This is a genomic window from Streptomyces sp. SID13031 (genome assembly GCF_010548305.1).
Lineage (GTDB): Bacteria > Actinomycetota > Actinomycetes > Propionibacteriales > Kribbellaceae > Kribbella.
In genome coordinates, this window is sequence record NZ_JAAGLV010000006.1 from 222793 (window position 1) to 240028 (window position 17236).

Here is a 17236-nt window from a genome sequence, read left to right on the forward strand (position 1 = left end):
GCGCGGTGGCGGACATCGAGAGCGGATCAGGGGCGCCGACCGCTCTGCGGAAACGGGCTGACGCGCGGCGCAACGAGAAGTCGTTGCTCGACGCGGCGGCCGCGGCTTTCGTCACCTCCGGCGTCGAGGTGCCGGTGCGCGACATCGCCGCCAAGGCCGGGGTCGGCGTCGGCACGATCTATCGTCACTTCCCGACCCGGGCCGATCTGATCGTCGCCGTCTACCAGCACCAGGTCGAGGCGTGCGCGGAGGCGGGGCCGGAGTTGCTGGCCGGCTCCAGTACTCCGCACGCGGCACTAGCGAGCTGGATCGACCTCTTCGTCGACTTCCTGGTCACCAAGCACGGCCTCGCGAAGGCGATGCAGTCCGACGATCCGGCCTACCAGTCGCTGCACGGCAGCTTCCTCGATCGGCTCCTCCCGGTCTGCGCCCAACTGCTGGACGCGGCCGCGGCGGCCGGCGAGATCCGCTCCGGCCAGGATGCCTTCGAACTGATGTTTGCCGTCGGCAACCTCTGCAGCGGCGCCGACTACGGCGACTCCCGTTACGACGCCCGCCGCATGGTCGCACTCCTCATCGCAGGCTTGGGCATCCACTAGCCAGATCCCCAAGCCGCCCAGCGGGGTCAGCCTCCGGGGTGGCTCGCTGGATCACCGGCGAACCTGCGGGGGTCAGCCTGTGAGCCATTGGAGCATGGTTCGGAAGGCTGGTGGCGGTGGGATGTGGCCTCCGTCGTACGGGGTCAGCTCGGCATGTGGGAGGTCGGCGGCGAGCAGTTCGGCGCACTTACGGGCGCGGACGTCGGCGGAGCCGAAGCGGATGCTGGTAGGGACCCGGACGTCGGCCAGGTCGAAGCCCCAGTCGGCGGCGATGGCGACCAGGTCGTCGGCCCAGCCGTCGTGGCTGGTGACGAAGGTCGCGGTGAGGCGAGCCATCGCGTCCGGATCGTCTCGGGCGGGTGGCGCCGGCGGGCCAGAACTGTGCGGGTCCGGCGGAAGCTCGGGGGCGCCCGCTTCGATCCCCGCCATGATGCTCCGGGCAGTCTCCTCGAGGGACGGCCGGATGCGCTCCTCACCGCGGGCGGCCAGCCAGGACGTGCGATCGCGCCGTGGATCCGCTTCGTCGTCGCTCGGCTCGGGGCCGTCGACCAACGGAGGTGCGGTGCTTCCGATGAGTGCACAGCGGGTGACGCGGGATGGCATGAGCGCCGCGCAAGCTAGCGCGTGCGGGCCTCCGCCTGATCCACCGCCGACCGCGAATTGATCCCAGCCGAGTACGTCCGCCAGCGCGGTCATGTCTTCCACCACGTCCGCCACGGTCCGGCCCGGCTGACGAGTGGATCCGCCGTACCCCGGCCGACTGGACACGACCATCCGTACGCCGGACTCCTCGACGGCCCGGAGCGCGCCGGGCCGCTGCCATCGGGTGCTCGGCGTTCCGACGTGATAGATCACCGGCGGCCCAGCCGGGTCGCCGTACACGCTGTACTCGAGCACCCGTCCGGCGACCGTCAATCGTTGGTCCACGATGCGCAGATTAGCCGGGTTCAGGGGGCATGATGGCGGTCCGGGCGGGCTCACGTCAGCCTGCTGGGAACGGGTCGGCGAGAGACAGATCGCCGTACTGCGGTGTCGTGGCTCGGCAGCAGGTAGCAGGCGGCCAGGAGGTGGCGTCTGGCGCACAACAGGTGGCGTTGCGCCGGCAGGTGATGGCGCTGACGGTGGGCGGCGAGGAGATGTCGCCGGGCGCACGACAAGTGGCGCTGGGTTGGGAGCCGGCGCCGATGACGGGCGGTGCGTAGACGATGCCTGGCACACGACAGTTGCTCCTCGCTGAAAGCCCGGCAGCACCGGCAGTACCGGGCACGCATCAGACGCCGCTGGGTGAAGTACCGGCAGTGCCGGGCTCGCGTTGGACGCCGGCCGGCGTAGCACCCGTCGTGCCGGGCGTAGGAGAGGTGCCGTGCGGCTGAGAGCCTGCAGTGCCAGGCAGGCGGGAGGGTTTGGTCAGTCATAGCTTGCTTCTGTCCACCATTGGTTGTTGCGTACTGCGAAGAGCCAGGCGCGGCCGTCGGCGCCTACCAACTGGAAGCGGGCCAGGCGGTTCTCGCTGTCGGCGTCCCACCAGCGTTCGTCCACCGGCCAGGGGCCGGCCCAGGCGGTGACCGGATGGAGTTTGTTGCTGTCAGCAACTTGTGTGGATGGTTCGAAGCGGAAGGCGGCCGGGGCGCCGGACAGCACGCCGCGGGCGCTCACCGAGACTTGCCGGCCGTCTGCTGAGAGCACCTGCGCCGGCTTTGGCGTCGGGTAGATGGAGCTGGGCGCCGGTGTCGGCCAGCGGCTTCCCGTCCCGGCGATTGCACCTGGCCAGGGAACGTCCGGTGGGTTGGCGGGCACCGGACGATCGCCCCACGGGACCAGGGTCTGCCGCTCCAGGAAACCCCGGCCGCCACCGACCACCACCGAGACGACCCCGCCGTGGCCAAGCATGCTCTGCACCCGGGACAGTGCTCGGTGGATCCGCTCGTCGGGGCCGCCTCCCCAGAGGCCGTCGACGTGGGCACCGACCGGATCGACCTGCTCGGGGATCAGCCGGATCCGCACCACGGGTGACGTCAGCTCGCTGGTCGCCGTACCGCTGCCCTGTAGTTGCCAGCGGACCCGGTCGACGAGGTCGGCGGGGCTGAACCAGCGGGGATGCAACCACTCCCGCTCGTGCACCCGGCCGGACTCGGTACCGACCTCGACTCGCAGGGTGGTGCAGACCAGGCCGAGCTTGGTCAGCTTCTCGATGAGCTCGTCGGCGACGGCCCGTACTGCGAACGCCACCTGGTCCACGCGATCCACCGGGGGCTCGAACTCGAGCTTGCGGGCCAGCTCGAGTGGGACCTTCCGGGCAACCACCGGCCGCTCGTCGTCACCACGGGCCAGCCGGTGCGCGAACGCGCCGTCCGGGCCGAACCTGGTCAGCACCTCGGTCGCCGGCAACTGCGCGAAGGCGCCGAGCGAACGGAGCCCGAGCCGCCGGAGCAGGTCGGTGAGGGTGGGTCGCTCGAGTGTGTCGACCGTGAGCGGCGCGAGGAACTCTGCCGACCCGCCACTCGGGATCACCAGCACGCGCGTCCGCGCCGAACTCGCCCGCGCCGCCTGCTCCGCGGCGAACGGTCCGTCGGCGATCCCGACCCGCCCGCCCGGTACGTCGAACGTCTCGAGCCGGTCGAGCAGCTTCTCCGCGGCGGCGGACTCGCTCCCGTAGAACCGGCTCGGGCCACGGGCCTTCAGCGCGCACATCCCCGGGCGGATCACCTGGATGCCGGGGGTGAGCGCCTCCAGACAGCTGATCACCGGATCGAAGGCGCGGGCGTCGATCACCGGGTCGTACTTCAGCACCACCAGCTCCGGGCATCGCGACTGCGCATCCCGCGCACGCAACCCACGCCGCACCCCCTCGGCCCGGGCAGCCGCCGAACTGGCCAGCACCCGCCCCTTCGCCAGCACCGCGACCGGCGCCTCCGGCGAACACCCAGCAGCACCAGCAGCCGCCGTCACCGGCCAATCCGGAACCCACACCACCATCACCCGACTCGCCATCCCCCGACCGCCACCAGCCTTCCCCCGAGCCGGCGCAAGCACCCCAGGACGAGGCGAGGCAAAGGGCTCAGGGAGAGCCGAAGCGGGCTCTGTGTGGGGTGTCGTGGGCTGCTCTGGGTGGAGTGGGGTGATTGATGCTGGGGTGCGGAGAGTGCTCATCAGCCGATGACTCCTCGGTGCGCGACGTCTTCGAGTAAGCGCACCAGCTCGGCCGAGCAGCTTCCCGCAGTTGGGGCGAGCAGTTCGGGGGTAGACAAAGCGAGCTCTACACGAGGCATTGCGAGTGGTGCTGGGTGGGATGGAGGCGGCTCCGGGTGGGGTGAGGCTGGCTTCGGGTGGGGTGACGGGGTTTGGTGGGGGGAGGTTGGGGTGGGCATCAGCCGGTTGCTTCCCAGTGGGTGAGGGAGGGGGCGGTGGGGTGGGCTGGGCGGATGGTGCCGTCGGGGGCTGGGAGCCAGAGGTGGTGTTGTTGGGGGCGGACGGCGGCGCCTCGGCCGGTGACGGCGACGGTTGCCTGGCGGGTGGTCAGGAGGCCTTCGCCTGCGCCGAGGCCGGTCCAGGTGCTGGATTGCACCTCCAGGCGGGCTTCGCTGCCTGGCCAGGAGCCGACTGCGATCAGCATCGCGCCGCGGGTGCGCAGGCGGGCCGACAGGCGGGAGGCCTCCCCCGGCGTCACCTCTCCCGGTGGCCGGACCACCACGACCGTCAGGGCGTCGACGAGTGCTGCGACGACGCTCAGCCAGTCGCGCTCCGGGTCGGGCACCAGCACCAGCCGGTCGAGGTCGACGCCGAGACTGCGCGCCGCCTCCGCCCCGAACGACGGCATCCCGACCACTCCGCACCAGGCACCCTCGGCGGACGGTCCGGCCATCATCGCCATCACCAGTGACGTCGACCCGCGCACCGAGTACACCGAGCCACCTCGCAGTACGGCTCCGGACAGAAGGCCGGAGATGGCCGGCAGAGTGGGCAGCTCCCGGTCGACGGTGGCCGTGTCCAGCGCTTGCTGGACCCGCGTCTCGGTCGTCCGCGGCGCCAGCACGGTCGGCATCACCGTCTCGTCCGTCGCCTGCCGGAGCCGGGCGGCCTTCTGCTCCTGGGCGCGGGCTAGTAGCGTTCGCGCCTGATCGAGCGCGGTCACCCGGCTCCGCTCAGCCGGACGCGCAGGCAGCTCAGTCGCAGAAGTCCCCGTCACCCCTCCATGTTCGAACACCTGTTCGACTTCTGTCAATCGACCCACCGCGAGCTGTGGACAACCCGTCCGGAACCCGGGCTCCTCCCTGGACTCAGGACCTGCGCGCTGATCACGGTGGCGGATCTCCAGTGAAAGGACCGGGTGTGGAGGATCTTCTGGCCGAGGTCGAGCAGCATCATCAGGACTTCGCCCGCTGGCTGGGCAGCGCGGCCGAGCCAGGTTTGCTCGACACGCTCCGGCACGCCCATCGACCCGAGTTCACCCTGGTCGCGATCGACGGCAGCAAGCTCGCGCTGCCGGCCTTGATGGAGGCGCTGGCCGGCTCGCGGAACGCAGTACCGGGCCTGAAGATCGGGATCGAGGATTTCGAGCTGCTGATCCGGACCGCCGAGGTCACCGTCTGCCGCTTCCTCGAGGTGCACTCGATCGGCTCGAGCCGGCGCACCACCGCAGTACTGGTCGCCGACCCGTCAGCCCGGCACGGCGCCCGCTGGCTCAGCGTCCAGGAAACAGCGGTGCTCCAGGAAACAGCCGTGCTCTGAGGCCTCGCCATGTCGGTGGGATCTGAGAAGGTAGAGGCATGCCGAGATCGATTGCCACCAATACCCAGGTCGACACCGACGCGCTGCTCGAGTTCGTCCGCCCGCGCCATCACATGCTCCTGCTCACCCGCCGCACGGACGGTTCGCCGCAGGCTTCGCCGGTGTCCGGTGGCGTCGACGGCGAGGGCCGGATCGTCATCTCGTCGTACCCGGAACGGGCCAAGAGCAACAACGTCAAGCGGGACGCGCAGACCAGCGTGCTGGTGCTGTCCGACGACTGGAACGGCCCGTGGGTGCAGATCGACGGCACCGGCGAGGTGATCGACCTGCCGGACGCGGTGGAGCCTCTGGTCGACTACTACCGCGCGATCTCCGGCGAGCATCCCGACTGGGACGAGTACCGCGAGGCGATGCGCAAGCAGGGCAAGTGCCTGATCCGGATCACCCCCGAGCGCTGGGGCCCGGTCGCCACCGGCGGCTTCCCAGCGCACCTCGCCTGAACCAAGACCAAAGAACCCAAGGCCAAGGCCAAGGCCAAAGCCAAAGCCAGCTAATCCTTGCTGTACCGGCGGGCCATCGTCTCCGTGATGCGCTGCATGGCGCCTTCCAGATGCTGCCGCAGAGCCGCCTCGGCACCGGGCTCGTCATGAGCCAAGCAGGCGTCCAGGATCGCCTGGTGCTCGCGCCGCGTCTGCTCGATCCGAGCCTTCGTCTGCCGCGAGCCGAACCGGTACCGCTCGCTGTTCTGCCACACCGGCTCGATCGCCCGCGGCAGCCACCGGGACCCGCCGGCGCGATAGATCGCGAAATGAAACTCCGTATGGGCCTGCCGCGAAGCGATGATGTCGCCCGCCTTCGACAGCCGCACGTGCTCGGCCAGCGCCGCCCGGGCCAGCGCCGCGTCGGTATCGCTGAAGCGCGTCGCCGCGGCCCGGACCGCGAGGGTCTCCAGCGAGATCCGCGTCTCGTGGGTGTCGCGCAGGTCCTCCATCGACAGCTCGCGGACCCAGGCACCCTTGTGCGGCACGATCTCGACCAGCCCGAGCGCCTGCATCCGGCGCAACCCCTCGCGGATCGGCATCTGGCTCATGTCGAGTCGCTTGGCCAGCTCCTCCAGCCGCAACGCCGTACCGCTCGGGAGCTCACCGGACAAGATGAGCTCGTGCAACTCGGCGGCGGCTTCCTCCGCGAGTGTGCGCCGGCCGCTCGGTCCCCCGGGCGTGAGCTCGAGTCGTCGGGTCATGGGGTGTGGGCTGCCTCTCTCCATCACTGCACGCGCATCTGGGAGGTAACCGTAGCTGGCCGTCGGCGATCTGCGGCACATCTTGCGCGGATTGCCCCTGGCCACTTCACAAGAACATCCCCAGGTCGAGCAGCACCCGTCGGTCGGCCGGTCCACTGGCCAGCAGATCCAGGGCGTCCTCCACCAGCGGCGCCGCGACGATCTCGAGCTCAGGCCATACCTTCGACGGCGCGATGTCGGTCAGCACCTGGGTGACGGTCCCGGGCTCGATCGTCGTCCGCTGCATGTTCACCGGCAGCACCCGCAGGTCCCGGCCGATCAGCTGATGCAGGTCGAGCGTGGCGAACTCGCCGGCCGTGTACCCGAGCGCCACGAGCCGTCCGCCCGGGGTGATGTGGCTCATCACCCCACTGGTGACCGGCCCGCCGACGGTGTCGATCGCCGCGTTGCACCAGGGCAGCTCGCGGCCGACCTGCCCCAGCTCATCGACGCGCACGATCTGGTCCACCAGCCCGGCCAGCCGCTCGACCGACTCATCGTTGCGAGCCAGCCCGATCACCTTCATCGCCCCGGCAGCCCGTGCGACGGCGGCGCACAGCCGGCCGACCAACCCGGTCGCTCCCGTGACGACGACAGTCTCGTTCTCCATGATCTGGCCGACCCGCCGTACTGCGGTGTGCGCGGTCAGCGCAGGAGCCAGCATCGCCACAGCAGCAGCCGGGTCCAGCCCAGCAGGCAACAGGTGCACCGACGCATTCGGCACTACGGCCAGCTGGCCCCAGGTGCCCGGCCGGGAGACCCCGACTCCTCCACCACGGATCACCACCGGAGTACCGGCCTGGTAGAGGTCGGAGCTGACAACCACCCCAGCGCCTTCACACCCCGGTACGTACGGCGGCTCCTGTTGCTGGGCCAGCTTGCCGGCGAGCACTGTCCGGTCGAGCTGCGTGACAGAGGCGTACTGCATCTCCACCAGCGTCTCGCCCTCCCCGGCGACCAGCTCCACCTCCTCGACCTTCAGCTGCTGGCCGGGTCCGTAGCTGCGCAGCACGAAAGCTTTTCGCGCACTCATCCGGCCACCCCCCTCGTCCGCATATCCGCCCCTTGGATTTGATATCTGATCACAGCTAGGTCCTGACGAAAAGGCCTTCTCACGCTGAAACGGCCCCCTTCTTCAACGGCCGGGTGAGCTGTTCGCACACCGTTGATCGAGCTGCTGCCCGGCCTCGGTCCACCTGATCGCCCATCGGGAAAGGCCAGTCACTGCCGGCCAGCACCCGATCGGCCCCGAAGGTCGCCCCCAGCAACACCCGTACCGCGTCGTCGTGCACCAGGTCGTCCACATAGAACCGCTGCAGGGCCTCGGCCACCGACAGCGAGAGTGGTTCGATTCCTGGCCGTGCCGTGTCGATCCCGCGCTGCCAACGGCCGGCCAGAGCCGCCGTGACACCGCCGCCGTGGCACAGGCAGAACCTGATACCAGGGAATCGGCCGACAACATCCCCGAACACCAGCTCGGCCACGGCGAGCCCTGTTTCATAAGGGTTCCCCAGCAGGTTCGACAGGTAGTACCTGCCGAGCCGCTCGTCGTGGCTGTGGCTCGGGTGAATCAAGGTGAAGGCCTCCAGCGAGTGGAGCACCTCCCAGACATCGTCCAGCCCGGCATAGCCCGCAGTACCGAGAGCGAAGCCGCTGAAGACGCCCTCAGCCGCCAGCGCGGAAGCAACCGAAGCGGCTGAAGGATCCCCCAAGGGCAACTGCCCCAGCACGCGCAGCTGCGGCGTCGCCAGCTCACGGAGCCCCTGGTTGACCAGTGCTGCCCACTCGGCGCCCTGGTCGTAGCGGAACAGCGCAGGCGGTACGGAGACCACAGCACCGTCCAGCTCCTGCTCGTCGATCCACCTCAGCAGTGCTGCCGGGTCTGCAAGGCGCTTCAGCGGTAGCCGCTCGCCGTCGACCAGCAGGAAGCCGTCTTCAACCGCCAGCCCAAAGGCACGCCGAGAAGCCGCCGTGAGCACAGTCGGCGGTATCAGATGAGTGTGGACGTCCCAGCCGGCCATCAGCGAGCGTCCTCGTCGTTGTCGTAGAAGGACGGCCGCACCGGATAGTGCGGACCGTCGTACACCTCGAGGAGGACAGAGGTCTCCTCTGCCATCGTCGGGCCGTGTGAGACGCCCTTGGGGTTCCAGTAGAAGCTGCCCTTGGTCAGCGTCGTCCCGGTCGGCAGGTACACGTACCGGCCGGACAGGCAGAACATGAACTGGTTCGACGCGTGCTGATGCGGCTCGGGGATCCCGGAGCCCTGCTCGAAGCGAACCAGCGCGATGGAGGCTTCAGAGACCTCATCCCGCCAGAGCATCTTGTGCGACAGCCCGGCCAGCGACTTCTCGACCCACTCCAGGTCATCCGTCTGCAGCAGCACCTCACTCAACTGCTCGTCGAAGGAACTCATCAGAGACCCTCCCGCGGCACAGGCCGGCCGGTGATCCCGGTGTAGAGCTCCTCGGCCACACCATCCGCCATCGGAGCCACTGCAGCGATATGCCCATCAGGACGAACCAGTACGACCGTCTCAGCCGGTACGCCGTACCGGTTGGTCGCGATGCTGCCCGGATCGAACAGCGAGCGGTCCCGCAGCCCAGAGTCCAGCGGCGCATCCCACCGGGACACCGCGTAGTGCTTCAACGCAGGCGAGTCGTTCAAAGGCACAGAAGGCCGACGCCGTACGTCGGTGAAGTACAGCGCGACGAACGACTCCCGGCACAACCCGTGGATCGTCTCCCGACCGCGTGGACCCTGCAGCGCAAGGTCAGGAGCCCTGTCACCGGCCCGGACGGCAGGCGGCTCAGCACTGGTCATCACCATCGACCAGTCGCCTTCACCATCAACATCGAGCCGTACTCCGAGCAGTGTGCGCGTGTACGCCGTCGCCCAGTCGCTCCCGGCGGCGGTGACAGCCCCACGCTGGTGGGACATGTACTTGCGAGCCGCCTCGGCCATCTCACCCGAGCCGTTGATCGCAACGGGCCGCTGCTCCTGCTCGTACCCGTCCAGGAGCGACGGTTCGGCCCAGCCGCGTAGTACCCAGGCAAGTCGCCAGGGCAGGTTCGATGCGTCCAGGGCACCCGTGTTGAGGCCCAGTGCCCACATCGGCGTGATCAGGTGCGCCGCGTCGCCCATCAGGAACACCTTGCGCTCCGCGGACCAGTGGTCGGCGACCCGGTGGTGCACGTTGTAGACGACCGAGCCGAGCAGCTCGATCCGGTCCACCTCGCCGATGAACTGCTTGACCTTCACCAGCATGTCTTCCTCGCCGGGCTGGTCCGCACCCTCGGCCAGCGGGAAGAGGAAGCGCCAGCAGTTGGGCTGACGGATCAGCACCATCCACTCGGACCGGTCCGAGAAGTAGGCGAGGTACGGGTAGTCGCGGGCGTTCGAGACGTCCAGGTCGACCACCACGTCGATCAGCATGTAGCGCTCGGGCAGGGTCTCCCCCGACACCGTGGCACCCAGCGCGTCCCGCACCTTGCTCCGGCCGCCGTCGCAGGCGAGCAGGTGCGACGCCTCGATCCGCTGCACGCCGTCCGGGGTGTCGACCGTGAGTACCACCCGGTCGTCGAGCATCTCGAAGGACTCCAACCGGTGCTGGGTCAGCACCGACCCGCCCGCACGCTCCAAAGCCTTGGCGAGGATCGGCTCCATCGTCTGCTGCGGCAGGTTGATCACGAACGGGAACTGGGTGTCGTTGACCAGCTCGGCCAGCTGCACCGAGGCGCGCGGCGTGTTGGTGGCCCGGTCGATGTCGCCGATCTCGTCGATCCGCAATGCGGCGCCCAGGATGGGCTCGACGGCGCCGTACCGGTCCCAGATCTCCAGCGTCCGGGTCAGCGTCGTACCGGCCTTGGTGTCCGAGGAGAGCACCGCGTCCTCCTCGAGCAGCACGAACGGCACGCCGTAGTGCGCCAGGCCGAGGGCCGTCGTCAGGCCGATCGGCCCGGCGCCGACGACGGCCACGGGCAACTGTTGGTCAGCGGACCACTCTGGGGACACTCAGGACTCCTTGAAGGTGTCGAGCCGGGCGAAGGCGCGCTCGCGGGTCAGCTGCGAGCCGGTCATCGCGGCCGCGTCGGACAACAGGAAGAGCAACGGGCCGACCACATCCTCGGCATCGCCGATCCCAGTCGTGTCACGCCAGTGCTCCAGATCCGCACCGATGTTCGCAGAGCGGAACTGCTCGGTGTCGATCACCCCCGGCGCGACCACGTTCACCCGGACCCTGTACTCGGCGACCTCAGCGGCCAGCGTCCGGGCGAAGGCACCCAGCGCCGCTTTGCTCGACGCGTACGCCGCCGCGCCCGCGAACCCCGTCGACGCCATCCCCGAGGTGAAGACGATGACCGACCCGGTACGCCGCTCGACCATGTGCGGGACGACCGCCTGGCAGACCCAGACGACGCCGTCCAGATTGACCTGGAGCGTCCGGGTCCACTGCTCTGGCTCCGTGTCCAGTACAACAGCGCGCGGCTGTACTGCGGCGCCGGCGACCAGCCCGTCGATCCGGCCGTGCCGCTCGAGCACTCCATCCACTGCCTTCACCACTGCTGACCGGTCCGACACGTCCACCTCGACGTACTCGATCCCAGCCACGCTCAGGCCTGGCGATACGTCGAAGACGACCGCAGTACCGCCGCAGCCGGCCACTGCCGCCGCCAGTGCCGCGCCGATGCCGTGCGCACCACCTGTGATGACGACGACCTCGCCGGTCGCGTCGAAGCTCACCTTCATGACGTCACCTCGCGCTGGGGGTTCTGCTTCGAGGTCATCGTCTCGGTGATCCGCTGTACTGCGCCAGCCAGGTGGTTGCGCAGAGCCTGCTCGGCAGCGTCGGCGTCACGGGCGACACACGCGTCCAGGATCGCCTGGTGCTCCTGCCGGTTCTGCTCGATCTGGAACGCCGTCTGCCGGCTACCGAACCGGTAGCGCTCACTGTTCTGCCACACCGGCTCGATAGCCCGTGCGAGCCACTGCGACCCGCCCGCCCGGTACAGCGCGAAGTGGAAGTCAGCATGCGCCTGGCGGGCTCCAATGGAGTCCTCGGACCGAGACAGCTGCAGTAGCTCGGCCAACGCGATACGAGCCTTCTCTGCGTCCTCTTCGCCGAAGTGCTCAGCAGCAGCCCGTACTGCGAGGCTCTCCAGCGCTAGCCGGGTCTCGTGGGTGTCATGCAGATCCTCCAGCGACAACTCCCGGACCCAGGCGCCCTTGTGCGGGATGATGTCGACCAGTCCGAGCGCCTCCAACCGACGCAGGCCCTCGCGGACAGGCATCTGGCTCATGTCCAGACGGTTGGCCAGCTCGACCAACCGGAGCGGAGTACCGCTGGGAAGCTCGCCGGACAGGATGAGCTGGTGCAACTCAGCCGCGGCCGTCTCGGCCAGCGTGCGGCGACCACCACGGCCGCCACCGGGCAACAACTCCAGCCGGCTGCTCATGCGAGGTCCCGGTAGACCAGCGTGTTGCGGAGCTCACCGATCTTGTCCGAACGGGTCACCACTACATCGCCCTCGGCCAGGAACACCTGCGGCTCCCGCGCGTTGCCGATCCCAGCGGGCGTCCCGGTCAGCAGCAGGTCGCCAGGGCGCAACGTCATTCCGAACGACAGCTCGCTGACCAGCGTCGCCACGTCGTACGCCATCTGCTTGGTCGAGGCGTCCTGCATCACTTCACCGTTCAGCAGGCACTGCAGGTGTACGTCCTGCGGGTCGCCGAACTCGTCGGCCGTCACGATCCACGGACCGAGCGGCATGGTCTGGTCGATGCTCTTGCCCTTGAGCCACTGACCGCCATGCCGGCGCTGCAGGTCGCGCTGCGAGACGTCGTTGGCCAGCGTGTAGCCCCAGACGTGGTCGAGTGCCTCGGCGACCGGGATGCTGCGCCCGGTCCTGCCGATCACAAGCGCGAGCTCCGCCTCGTAGTCCCACTTGGCCGAGATCGCCGGGTCGTACGCGATCTCGTCGTACGGGCCGATCACGACATCGGGACCCTTGGTGAAGAAGGTCGGGTGCTCGGGCCGGTCGATGTCCTGCCCCTCGCGCTTGCCCCTGCTCTCCTCGAAGTGGTCCCAGTAGTTCCAGCCGGTGCAAAGCACGTCGCGACGGAACCGCCGCAACGGCGCGCGCAACGTCACCGATGCCAGGGGCAACCTTTCGCCCGTGGCCAGCTCGTTGCGCGCGGCAACCAATGCGTCCGGACCCGCCTCGATCACCGAGACCAGGTCGGCCGCCTTCAACAGGACGACTTCCTCGCCGTCCAGTAGGCCGGGCCACTCACGCCCGGCATGTTCGATCGTCACGAACCGCATCTCAGGTCCACTCAACGCCGCGCATTTGAATCACCCCTCCCTGGCTGCGTGTGCCACTCACGGGATCACCGCGATCGCGCTGATCTCGATCAGGTAGTCAGGGTGGGCCAGCTTGCTGACCTCGACCATCGTCGAGGCGGGCAGCGGCTCGTGGAAGTACTGCGCGCGGATCTCGTGGATCTTGCCGAAGTCCTCCATGTTGCGGACATAGACATCCACCCGGCAGACGTCGGCCAGCGTGCCGCCGGCCTCGACGACCGCGGCCTGGACGTTCTCGCAGACCTGCCGGGTCTGCTCCCGCACATCGCCGACGCCGACGATGGTGCCGTCCGGCGTCCGCGCGGTCATCCCGGACACGAACACCAGCCGTCCGGTCGCTTCGATCGTGGTCGCCTGCGAGAACACCCCGTTCGGGCTCCGCAGTGCCGCGCTGGTCAGTTGCGTCTTCGCCATCAGCTCAGCACCCCTCCCGTCGGGACGACGGCGCCGACCGCTCGCGCGGCCTCCAGCAGCCCGTCAAGACCCGACCTCTCGATCAGTACGCCGCTCCGCCGCTGCTGCGCGGCGCGTTCGGCCTCGATCTCGCCCGGCAGATAGAGCCGGTCCACCCCGGGTGCCGTCGCACTGTCGCGCACCCGCGAGGCCAGCGCGGACGACCGTGCACGGAACCCGTCGACGCCACCGAGCAGCTCCGGGTCGATCGCGATGAACAGGTGCGCACAGTCGTTCGGCCGATCCGGCTCGCGGTACAGCGGCCGCACCTGGTCACCCCAACCACCACCACTCAGTACTCCGGTCAGCACGTCGATCATCAACGCCAGCCCGAACCCCTTGTGCCCGGCAGCAGGCAGCAACATTCCTAGTACCGCAGCCTCAGGATCCGTCGTCGGTACGCCGGACTGGTCCGTGGCCCAACTGTCGGGGATCGGCCGGCCTGCCGAAGCAGCCAGTCGAATCTTGCCCAGGGCAACGGCCGACAACGCCATGTCCAGCACGATCCCCGGGCCGGCCCCGGTCGGTACCGCGATCGCCAGCGGGTTGTTGCCGACGAGCCGCTCGGCCCCACCGGGAGCCGGCATCAGCGGTGTCGTGTTCGACATCGCGATGCCCACGCAACCGGCCTGCGCCGCCTGCATCGCCCAGCGGCTGGCAGCACCGAAGTGGTGCGCGTTGCGGACCGAGACCAGGCCGATCCCGTACCGGCCGGCGCGCTCGATCGCGTGCCCCATCGCCTGCGGGCTGGACAGCTGCCCCATCCCACCGCGCGCGTCGACGACGAGCGCCGCGCCGGCGTCGTGCAGGACGTCGAGCTCGCGTTCCCGGGTGACACCGCCGGCGTTCAGGCGTTCGACGTACATCGGGACGAGCATCACGCCGTGCGAGCTGACTCCGCGCAGGTCGGCCTCGACCAGTGCGGTCGCGATCCGGGTCGCGTCAGTCGGCTCGAAACCGAGGGCGCTGAAGACGGCGGAGACGGTCGCTTCCAGCCAGGCGGGCCGGACGAGCACGCGGCGATCGGCGTCGGAGGCCTGGGTGGTCACTGGGCGCTCACCGGGTCTCCCGGGCCCACGGCAACAACAGGTGCTCCAGCGCCACGAGCACGTAGAACAAGACGATGGCGACGATGCTGAGCAGCGTCATCGCGGCGAAGGCGAGCGCGGTGTCGGCATTGGCGCCCGAGCTGGTGATCACATACCCCAGACCGGAGGTGGCGCCGACGAACTCGGCGATCACCGAGCCGATCACGGCCAGCGAGATCGCCACCTTCAGCCCGGTGAAGATCTGTGGCATCGCGTAGCGCAGCCGCAGCTTGAAGAACTCCTGCGTCTTGCTCGCGTTCAGCGACCGGAGCAGCTCGACGAACTCGGCCGGCGTGGACTTCATCCCGGTGGCGGTCGAGATCACCACCGGGAAGAAGCAGACCAGGACCACCATCATCACCTTCGGCCCCTGACCGAACCCGAACCAGACCACCAGCAGCGGCGCGATGGCGATCTTCGGGATCGCGTTCACGGCCAGCAGCAACGGGTAGAGCAGCCGCTCGACGATCACCGACCGGACGATCAGCAGCGCGACCGGAACGCCGATGACGATCGACAGCAGGAAGCCCTCGACGGTCTCCACCAGCGAGATCCAGGTGTGCTCCAGCAGGTAGCCGGGCTGGTCGAGGAACGAGGCGATCACGTCACCCGGGTCCGGCAGCAGGTACGACTGGACGTCGAAGACGATGGTCGCCAGCCACCACAGCGCCAGCGCCAGGATCAGCCCGACGAGCGGCAGGAGCACTGCCGCAGTACGGGATTGCGTCAGCCAGGAGCGTTTCGTCATCGCCTGGCCTCGGGCAGGTCGACGGGTCGCTCCTGCTCGGACAGCAGGCTGTGCAGGTGCGCGCTGATCTCGGCCACCTCGGTCAGGTGGGCGTTCTGGCCCAGACTGCGGGGCCGCGGGATCTCGATCTCGACGATCTCGCGCAGCCGTCCGGGCCGGGGGGTCAGCACGACCACCCGGTCGGCCAGCACCACGGCCTCCTCGATCGAGTGGGTGACGAAGACGATCGTGGTCGCCAGGTCCATCTGGATCCGCTGCAGCTCTGCCGACAGCTCGGTCCGGGTGAGCGCGTCGAGCGCCGAGAACGGCTCGTCCATCAGCATCACCTTGGGGCTGCGGATCAGCGACCGGCACAGCGACACGCGCTGCTGCATCCCGCCGGACAGCTCGTGCGGGAGCCGGCTCTCGAACCCCTTGAGCCCGACCAGCTCCAGCAACTCGTGCGCACGATCGCGGTACTGCGCCTTGCCCCGCTCGGCATCGCCGCCGGAGATCTCCACCGGCAGCATCACGTTCGAGACGACCGACCGCCACGGCAGCAGGGCTGGTCGCTGGAACATGAAGGAGACGTCGCGGCGTGGCCCGGTGACGGCCTCACCGGCCACCTGGACCCCACCGGACGTCGGCGGCAAGAGTCCCGCGATCAGCCGGAGCAGCGTGGACTTGCCACAACCGGACCGGCCGATCAACGTGACGAACTCGTTCTCCTGGACGTGCAGGTCGATCTCCTCGAGCGCCCGGACCTCTCCCCCGCGGCCTTCGAAAACCTGCCCAACACCGTCCAGCCGGATCATGTCAGCCCTTGGGAGCCAGGTCGGTGTTGACCACGTCTGCCGGCGTGATCGACCCCTTCGGGATCACCTTGTACTTGACCAGATCGGTGATGATGCGGTTGACCCGATCGGTCTCGACCCCACCGGGCATCCCGGCATAGCCGTCCGGCTTCACGTAGGGCTTCATCAGTTCCAGTTCCTTCGTCGCCACCTCGACGTTGGTGTCCGGAACGTACTTCTTCAGGATCTGGGCTGCCGCCGCCGGGTCGGCCAGCGCGTCGTCCATGCCCTTGAGCAGCGCCGTGGTGAACTTCTGCACCTGGGCGGAGTGGTCCTTGACCAGATCGTCGCGAGCGATGATCGCGTTCCCGTAGAGGTCCTGCACCTTCTCGCCGTACGGCAGGACGACGGCCTTGCGCTTCTTCTCCTTGTCGGCCGCCTCGACCAGCGGTACGCCGACCACGAACTGGCCGATCCCATCGACCTTGTCGGCGGCGAGCAGCTTCGGCAGGCCCGGCGGCGGCGAGGGAACGAACTCGACGGACTTCGGGTCGATACCGACCTGCTGGGCGTACAGCGGGAAGGTCACCCAGTTGGTCGAACCGGGCTGGTCGCCGATCCGGGTCTTCTCGCCGTTGGCCTTGACCAGCGACTTCGGATCGCCGTTCTTGATCTGGCCGCCGTCGAGCGCGACGATCGCCGCCATCGAACGCTGCTGGATCATCCCGACCGTGGTGACCGGCAGCTTCTGGTTGGCCAGCGTGATCATCAGCGCGGTGAAGTCGCCGATGCCGTAGTCGGCCTGACCACCGGCGACGATCTTCATCACGTCGACGGTGCCCTTGCCCGGCGTGATCTTCACGTCCAGACCGGCGTCCTTGAAGTAGCCCTTCTCCAGGGCGACATAGGCATAGGCCTCGCGGCCGAAGGTGCCGAAAGAGGTCAGATAGCTGACCTTCTCCAGTTTCACGTCCCCGTTCGTGCCGGTCTTGCTGTCGTCGTTGCACGCGCTCATCCCGGTGGTCAGTGCGAGCACTGCGACCAGGGCGACGGCCGGACGTCTGAACCTCATGCTGGACTTCTCCTCTCCGATATTTGATCAAACATCAAATATGGAAGGGTGGTCAATCGGCCCTCGGGGACTTCACAGTGTCTTTACGTGCTCTGACCAACACTGTCCGGATCCCCTCAGAACCCGACTGCC

19 protein-coding genes are annotated in these 17236 nt (G+C 68.7%); 3 read left to right on the forward strand and 16 right to left on the reverse strand.

Annotated elements, in window-relative coordinates; all coding sequences use genetic code 11:
- Window positions 1-5 precede the first annotated feature (5 nt).
- A complete protein-coding gene (locus G3I17_RS14820; RefSeq protein ID WP_343238308.1) occupies window positions 6-599 on the forward strand; it encodes a TetR/AcrR family transcriptional regulator in 594 nt (197 codons plus the stop codon).
- Window positions 600-671: 72 nt separating this feature from the next.
- On the opposite strand, the gene G3I17_RS14825 is transcribed toward G3I17_RS14820, so the two are convergent.
- From G3I17_RS14825 to G3I17_RS14835, 3 genes are all read right to left on the reverse strand, one after another.
- Window positions 672-1526 carry an alpha/beta hydrolase gene (locus G3I17_RS14825; protein ID WP_203590198.1) on the reverse strand — a complete coding sequence of 285 codons (855 nt, stop codon included), beginning with the start codon at window positions 1524-1526 and terminating at the stop codon, window positions 672-674.
- Between the two features lie 480 nt (window positions 1527-2006).
- A complete protein-coding gene (locus G3I17_RS14830; protein WP_203590199.1) occupies window positions 2007-3590 on the reverse strand; it encodes a DNA polymerase Y family protein in 1584 nt (527 codons plus the stop codon).
- 376 nt (window positions 3591-3966) lie between these two features.
- Window positions 3967-4785 (reverse strand): hypothetical protein, encoded by an 819-nt coding sequence (locus tag G3I17_RS14835; RefSeq protein ID WP_203590200.1) that lies wholly within the window; start codon window positions 4783-4785, stop codon window positions 3967-3969.
- A gap of 143 nt (window positions 4786-4928) precedes the next feature.
- Between G3I17_RS14835 and G3I17_RS14840 the strand changes: the two genes are divergently transcribed.
- Both G3I17_RS14840 and G3I17_RS14845 read left to right on the forward strand, forming a co-directional pair.
- Window positions 4929-5327 (forward strand): hypothetical protein, encoded by a 399-nt coding sequence (locus G3I17_RS14840; RefSeq protein ID WP_164596594.1) that lies wholly within the window; start codon window positions 4929-4931, stop codon window positions 5325-5327.
- 38 nt (window positions 5328-5365) lie between these two features.
- Window positions 5366-5827, forward strand: a complete 462-nt coding sequence (locus G3I17_RS14845; RefSeq protein WP_164596595.1) for a PPOX class F420-dependent oxidoreductase — start codon at window positions 5366-5368, stop codon at window positions 5825-5827.
- Window positions 5828-5877: 50 nt separating this feature from the next.
- On the opposite strand, the gene G3I17_RS14850 is transcribed toward G3I17_RS14845, so the two are convergent.
- From G3I17_RS14850 to G3I17_RS14910, 13 genes are all read right to left on the reverse strand, one after another.
- A complete protein-coding gene (locus tag G3I17_RS14850; RefSeq protein ID WP_164596596.1) occupies window positions 5878-6570 on the reverse strand; it encodes a GntR family transcriptional regulator in 693 nt (230 codons plus the stop codon).
- 106 nt (window positions 6571-6676) lie between these two features.
- Window positions 6677-7642 carry a zinc-binding alcohol dehydrogenase family protein gene (locus G3I17_RS14855; RefSeq protein ID WP_203590201.1) on the reverse strand — a complete coding sequence of 322 codons (966 nt, stop codon included), beginning with the start codon at window positions 7640-7642 and terminating at the stop codon, window positions 6677-6679.
- 79 nt (window positions 7643-7721) lie between these two features.
- Window positions 7722-8630: an amidohydrolase family protein gene (locus G3I17_RS14860; RefSeq protein WP_164596597.1), complete on the reverse strand. Its 909-nt coding sequence runs from the start codon at window positions 8628-8630 to the stop codon at window positions 7722-7724.
- On the reverse strand, window positions 8630-9022 hold the full coding sequence (locus tag G3I17_RS14865; protein ID WP_164596598.1) for a cupin domain-containing protein: 393 nt from the start codon (window positions 9020-9022) through the stop codon (window positions 8630-8632). Before G3I17_RS14865 ends, G3I17_RS14860 begins: the two co-directional genes overlap by 1 nt.
- Window positions 9022-10620 (reverse strand): FAD-dependent monooxygenase, encoded by a 1599-nt coding sequence (locus G3I17_RS14870; protein WP_343238309.1) that lies wholly within the window; start codon window positions 10618-10620, stop codon window positions 9022-9024. The genes G3I17_RS14865 and G3I17_RS14870 overlap by 1 nt, the downstream gene beginning before the upstream one ends.
- Window positions 10621-11355, reverse strand: a complete 735-nt coding sequence (locus G3I17_RS14875) for an SDR family NAD(P)-dependent oxidoreductase (RefSeq protein ID WP_164596599.1) — start codon at window positions 11353-11355, stop codon at window positions 10621-10623.
- A complete protein-coding gene (locus G3I17_RS14880) occupies window positions 11352-12062 on the reverse strand; it encodes a GntR family transcriptional regulator (RefSeq protein ID WP_164596600.1) in 711 nt (236 codons plus the stop codon). The genes G3I17_RS14875 and G3I17_RS14880 overlap by 4 nt, the downstream gene beginning before the upstream one ends.
- A complete protein-coding gene (locus tag G3I17_RS14885) occupies window positions 12059-12922 on the reverse strand; it encodes a fumarylacetoacetate hydrolase family protein (RefSeq protein WP_203590202.1) in 864 nt (287 codons plus the stop codon). Before G3I17_RS14885 ends, G3I17_RS14880 begins: the two co-directional genes overlap by 4 nt.
- Before the next feature lie 66 nt (window positions 12923-12988).
- Window positions 12989-13384 carry a RidA family protein gene (locus G3I17_RS14890; RefSeq protein ID WP_164596602.1) on the reverse strand — a complete coding sequence of 132 codons (396 nt, stop codon included), beginning with the start codon at window positions 13382-13384 and terminating at the stop codon, window positions 12989-12991.
- Window positions 13384-14472: an Ldh family oxidoreductase gene (locus G3I17_RS14895; RefSeq protein ID WP_164596603.1), complete on the reverse strand. Its 1089-nt coding sequence runs from the start codon at window positions 14470-14472 to the stop codon at window positions 13384-13386. Before G3I17_RS14895 ends, G3I17_RS14890 begins: the two co-directional genes overlap by 1 nt.
- 7 nt (window positions 14473-14479) lie before the next feature.
- Complete coding sequence (locus G3I17_RS14900) at window positions 14480-15259, reverse strand: ABC transporter permease (RefSeq protein ID WP_164596604.1); 780 nt, start codon at window positions 15257-15259, stop codon at window positions 14480-14482.
- Window positions 15256-16053: an ABC transporter ATP-binding protein gene (locus G3I17_RS14905; RefSeq protein ID WP_164596605.1), complete on the reverse strand. Its 798-nt coding sequence runs from the start codon at window positions 16051-16053 to the stop codon at window positions 15256-15258. The genes G3I17_RS14900 and G3I17_RS14905 overlap by 4 nt, the downstream gene beginning before the upstream one ends.
- A gap of 1 nt (window position 16054) precedes the next feature.
- Window positions 16055-17104: an ABC transporter substrate-binding protein gene (locus G3I17_RS14910; RefSeq protein WP_164596606.1), complete on the reverse strand. Its 1050-nt coding sequence runs from the start codon at window positions 17102-17104 to the stop codon at window positions 16055-16057.
- Between the last annotated feature and the right edge of the window lie 132 nt (window positions 17105-17236).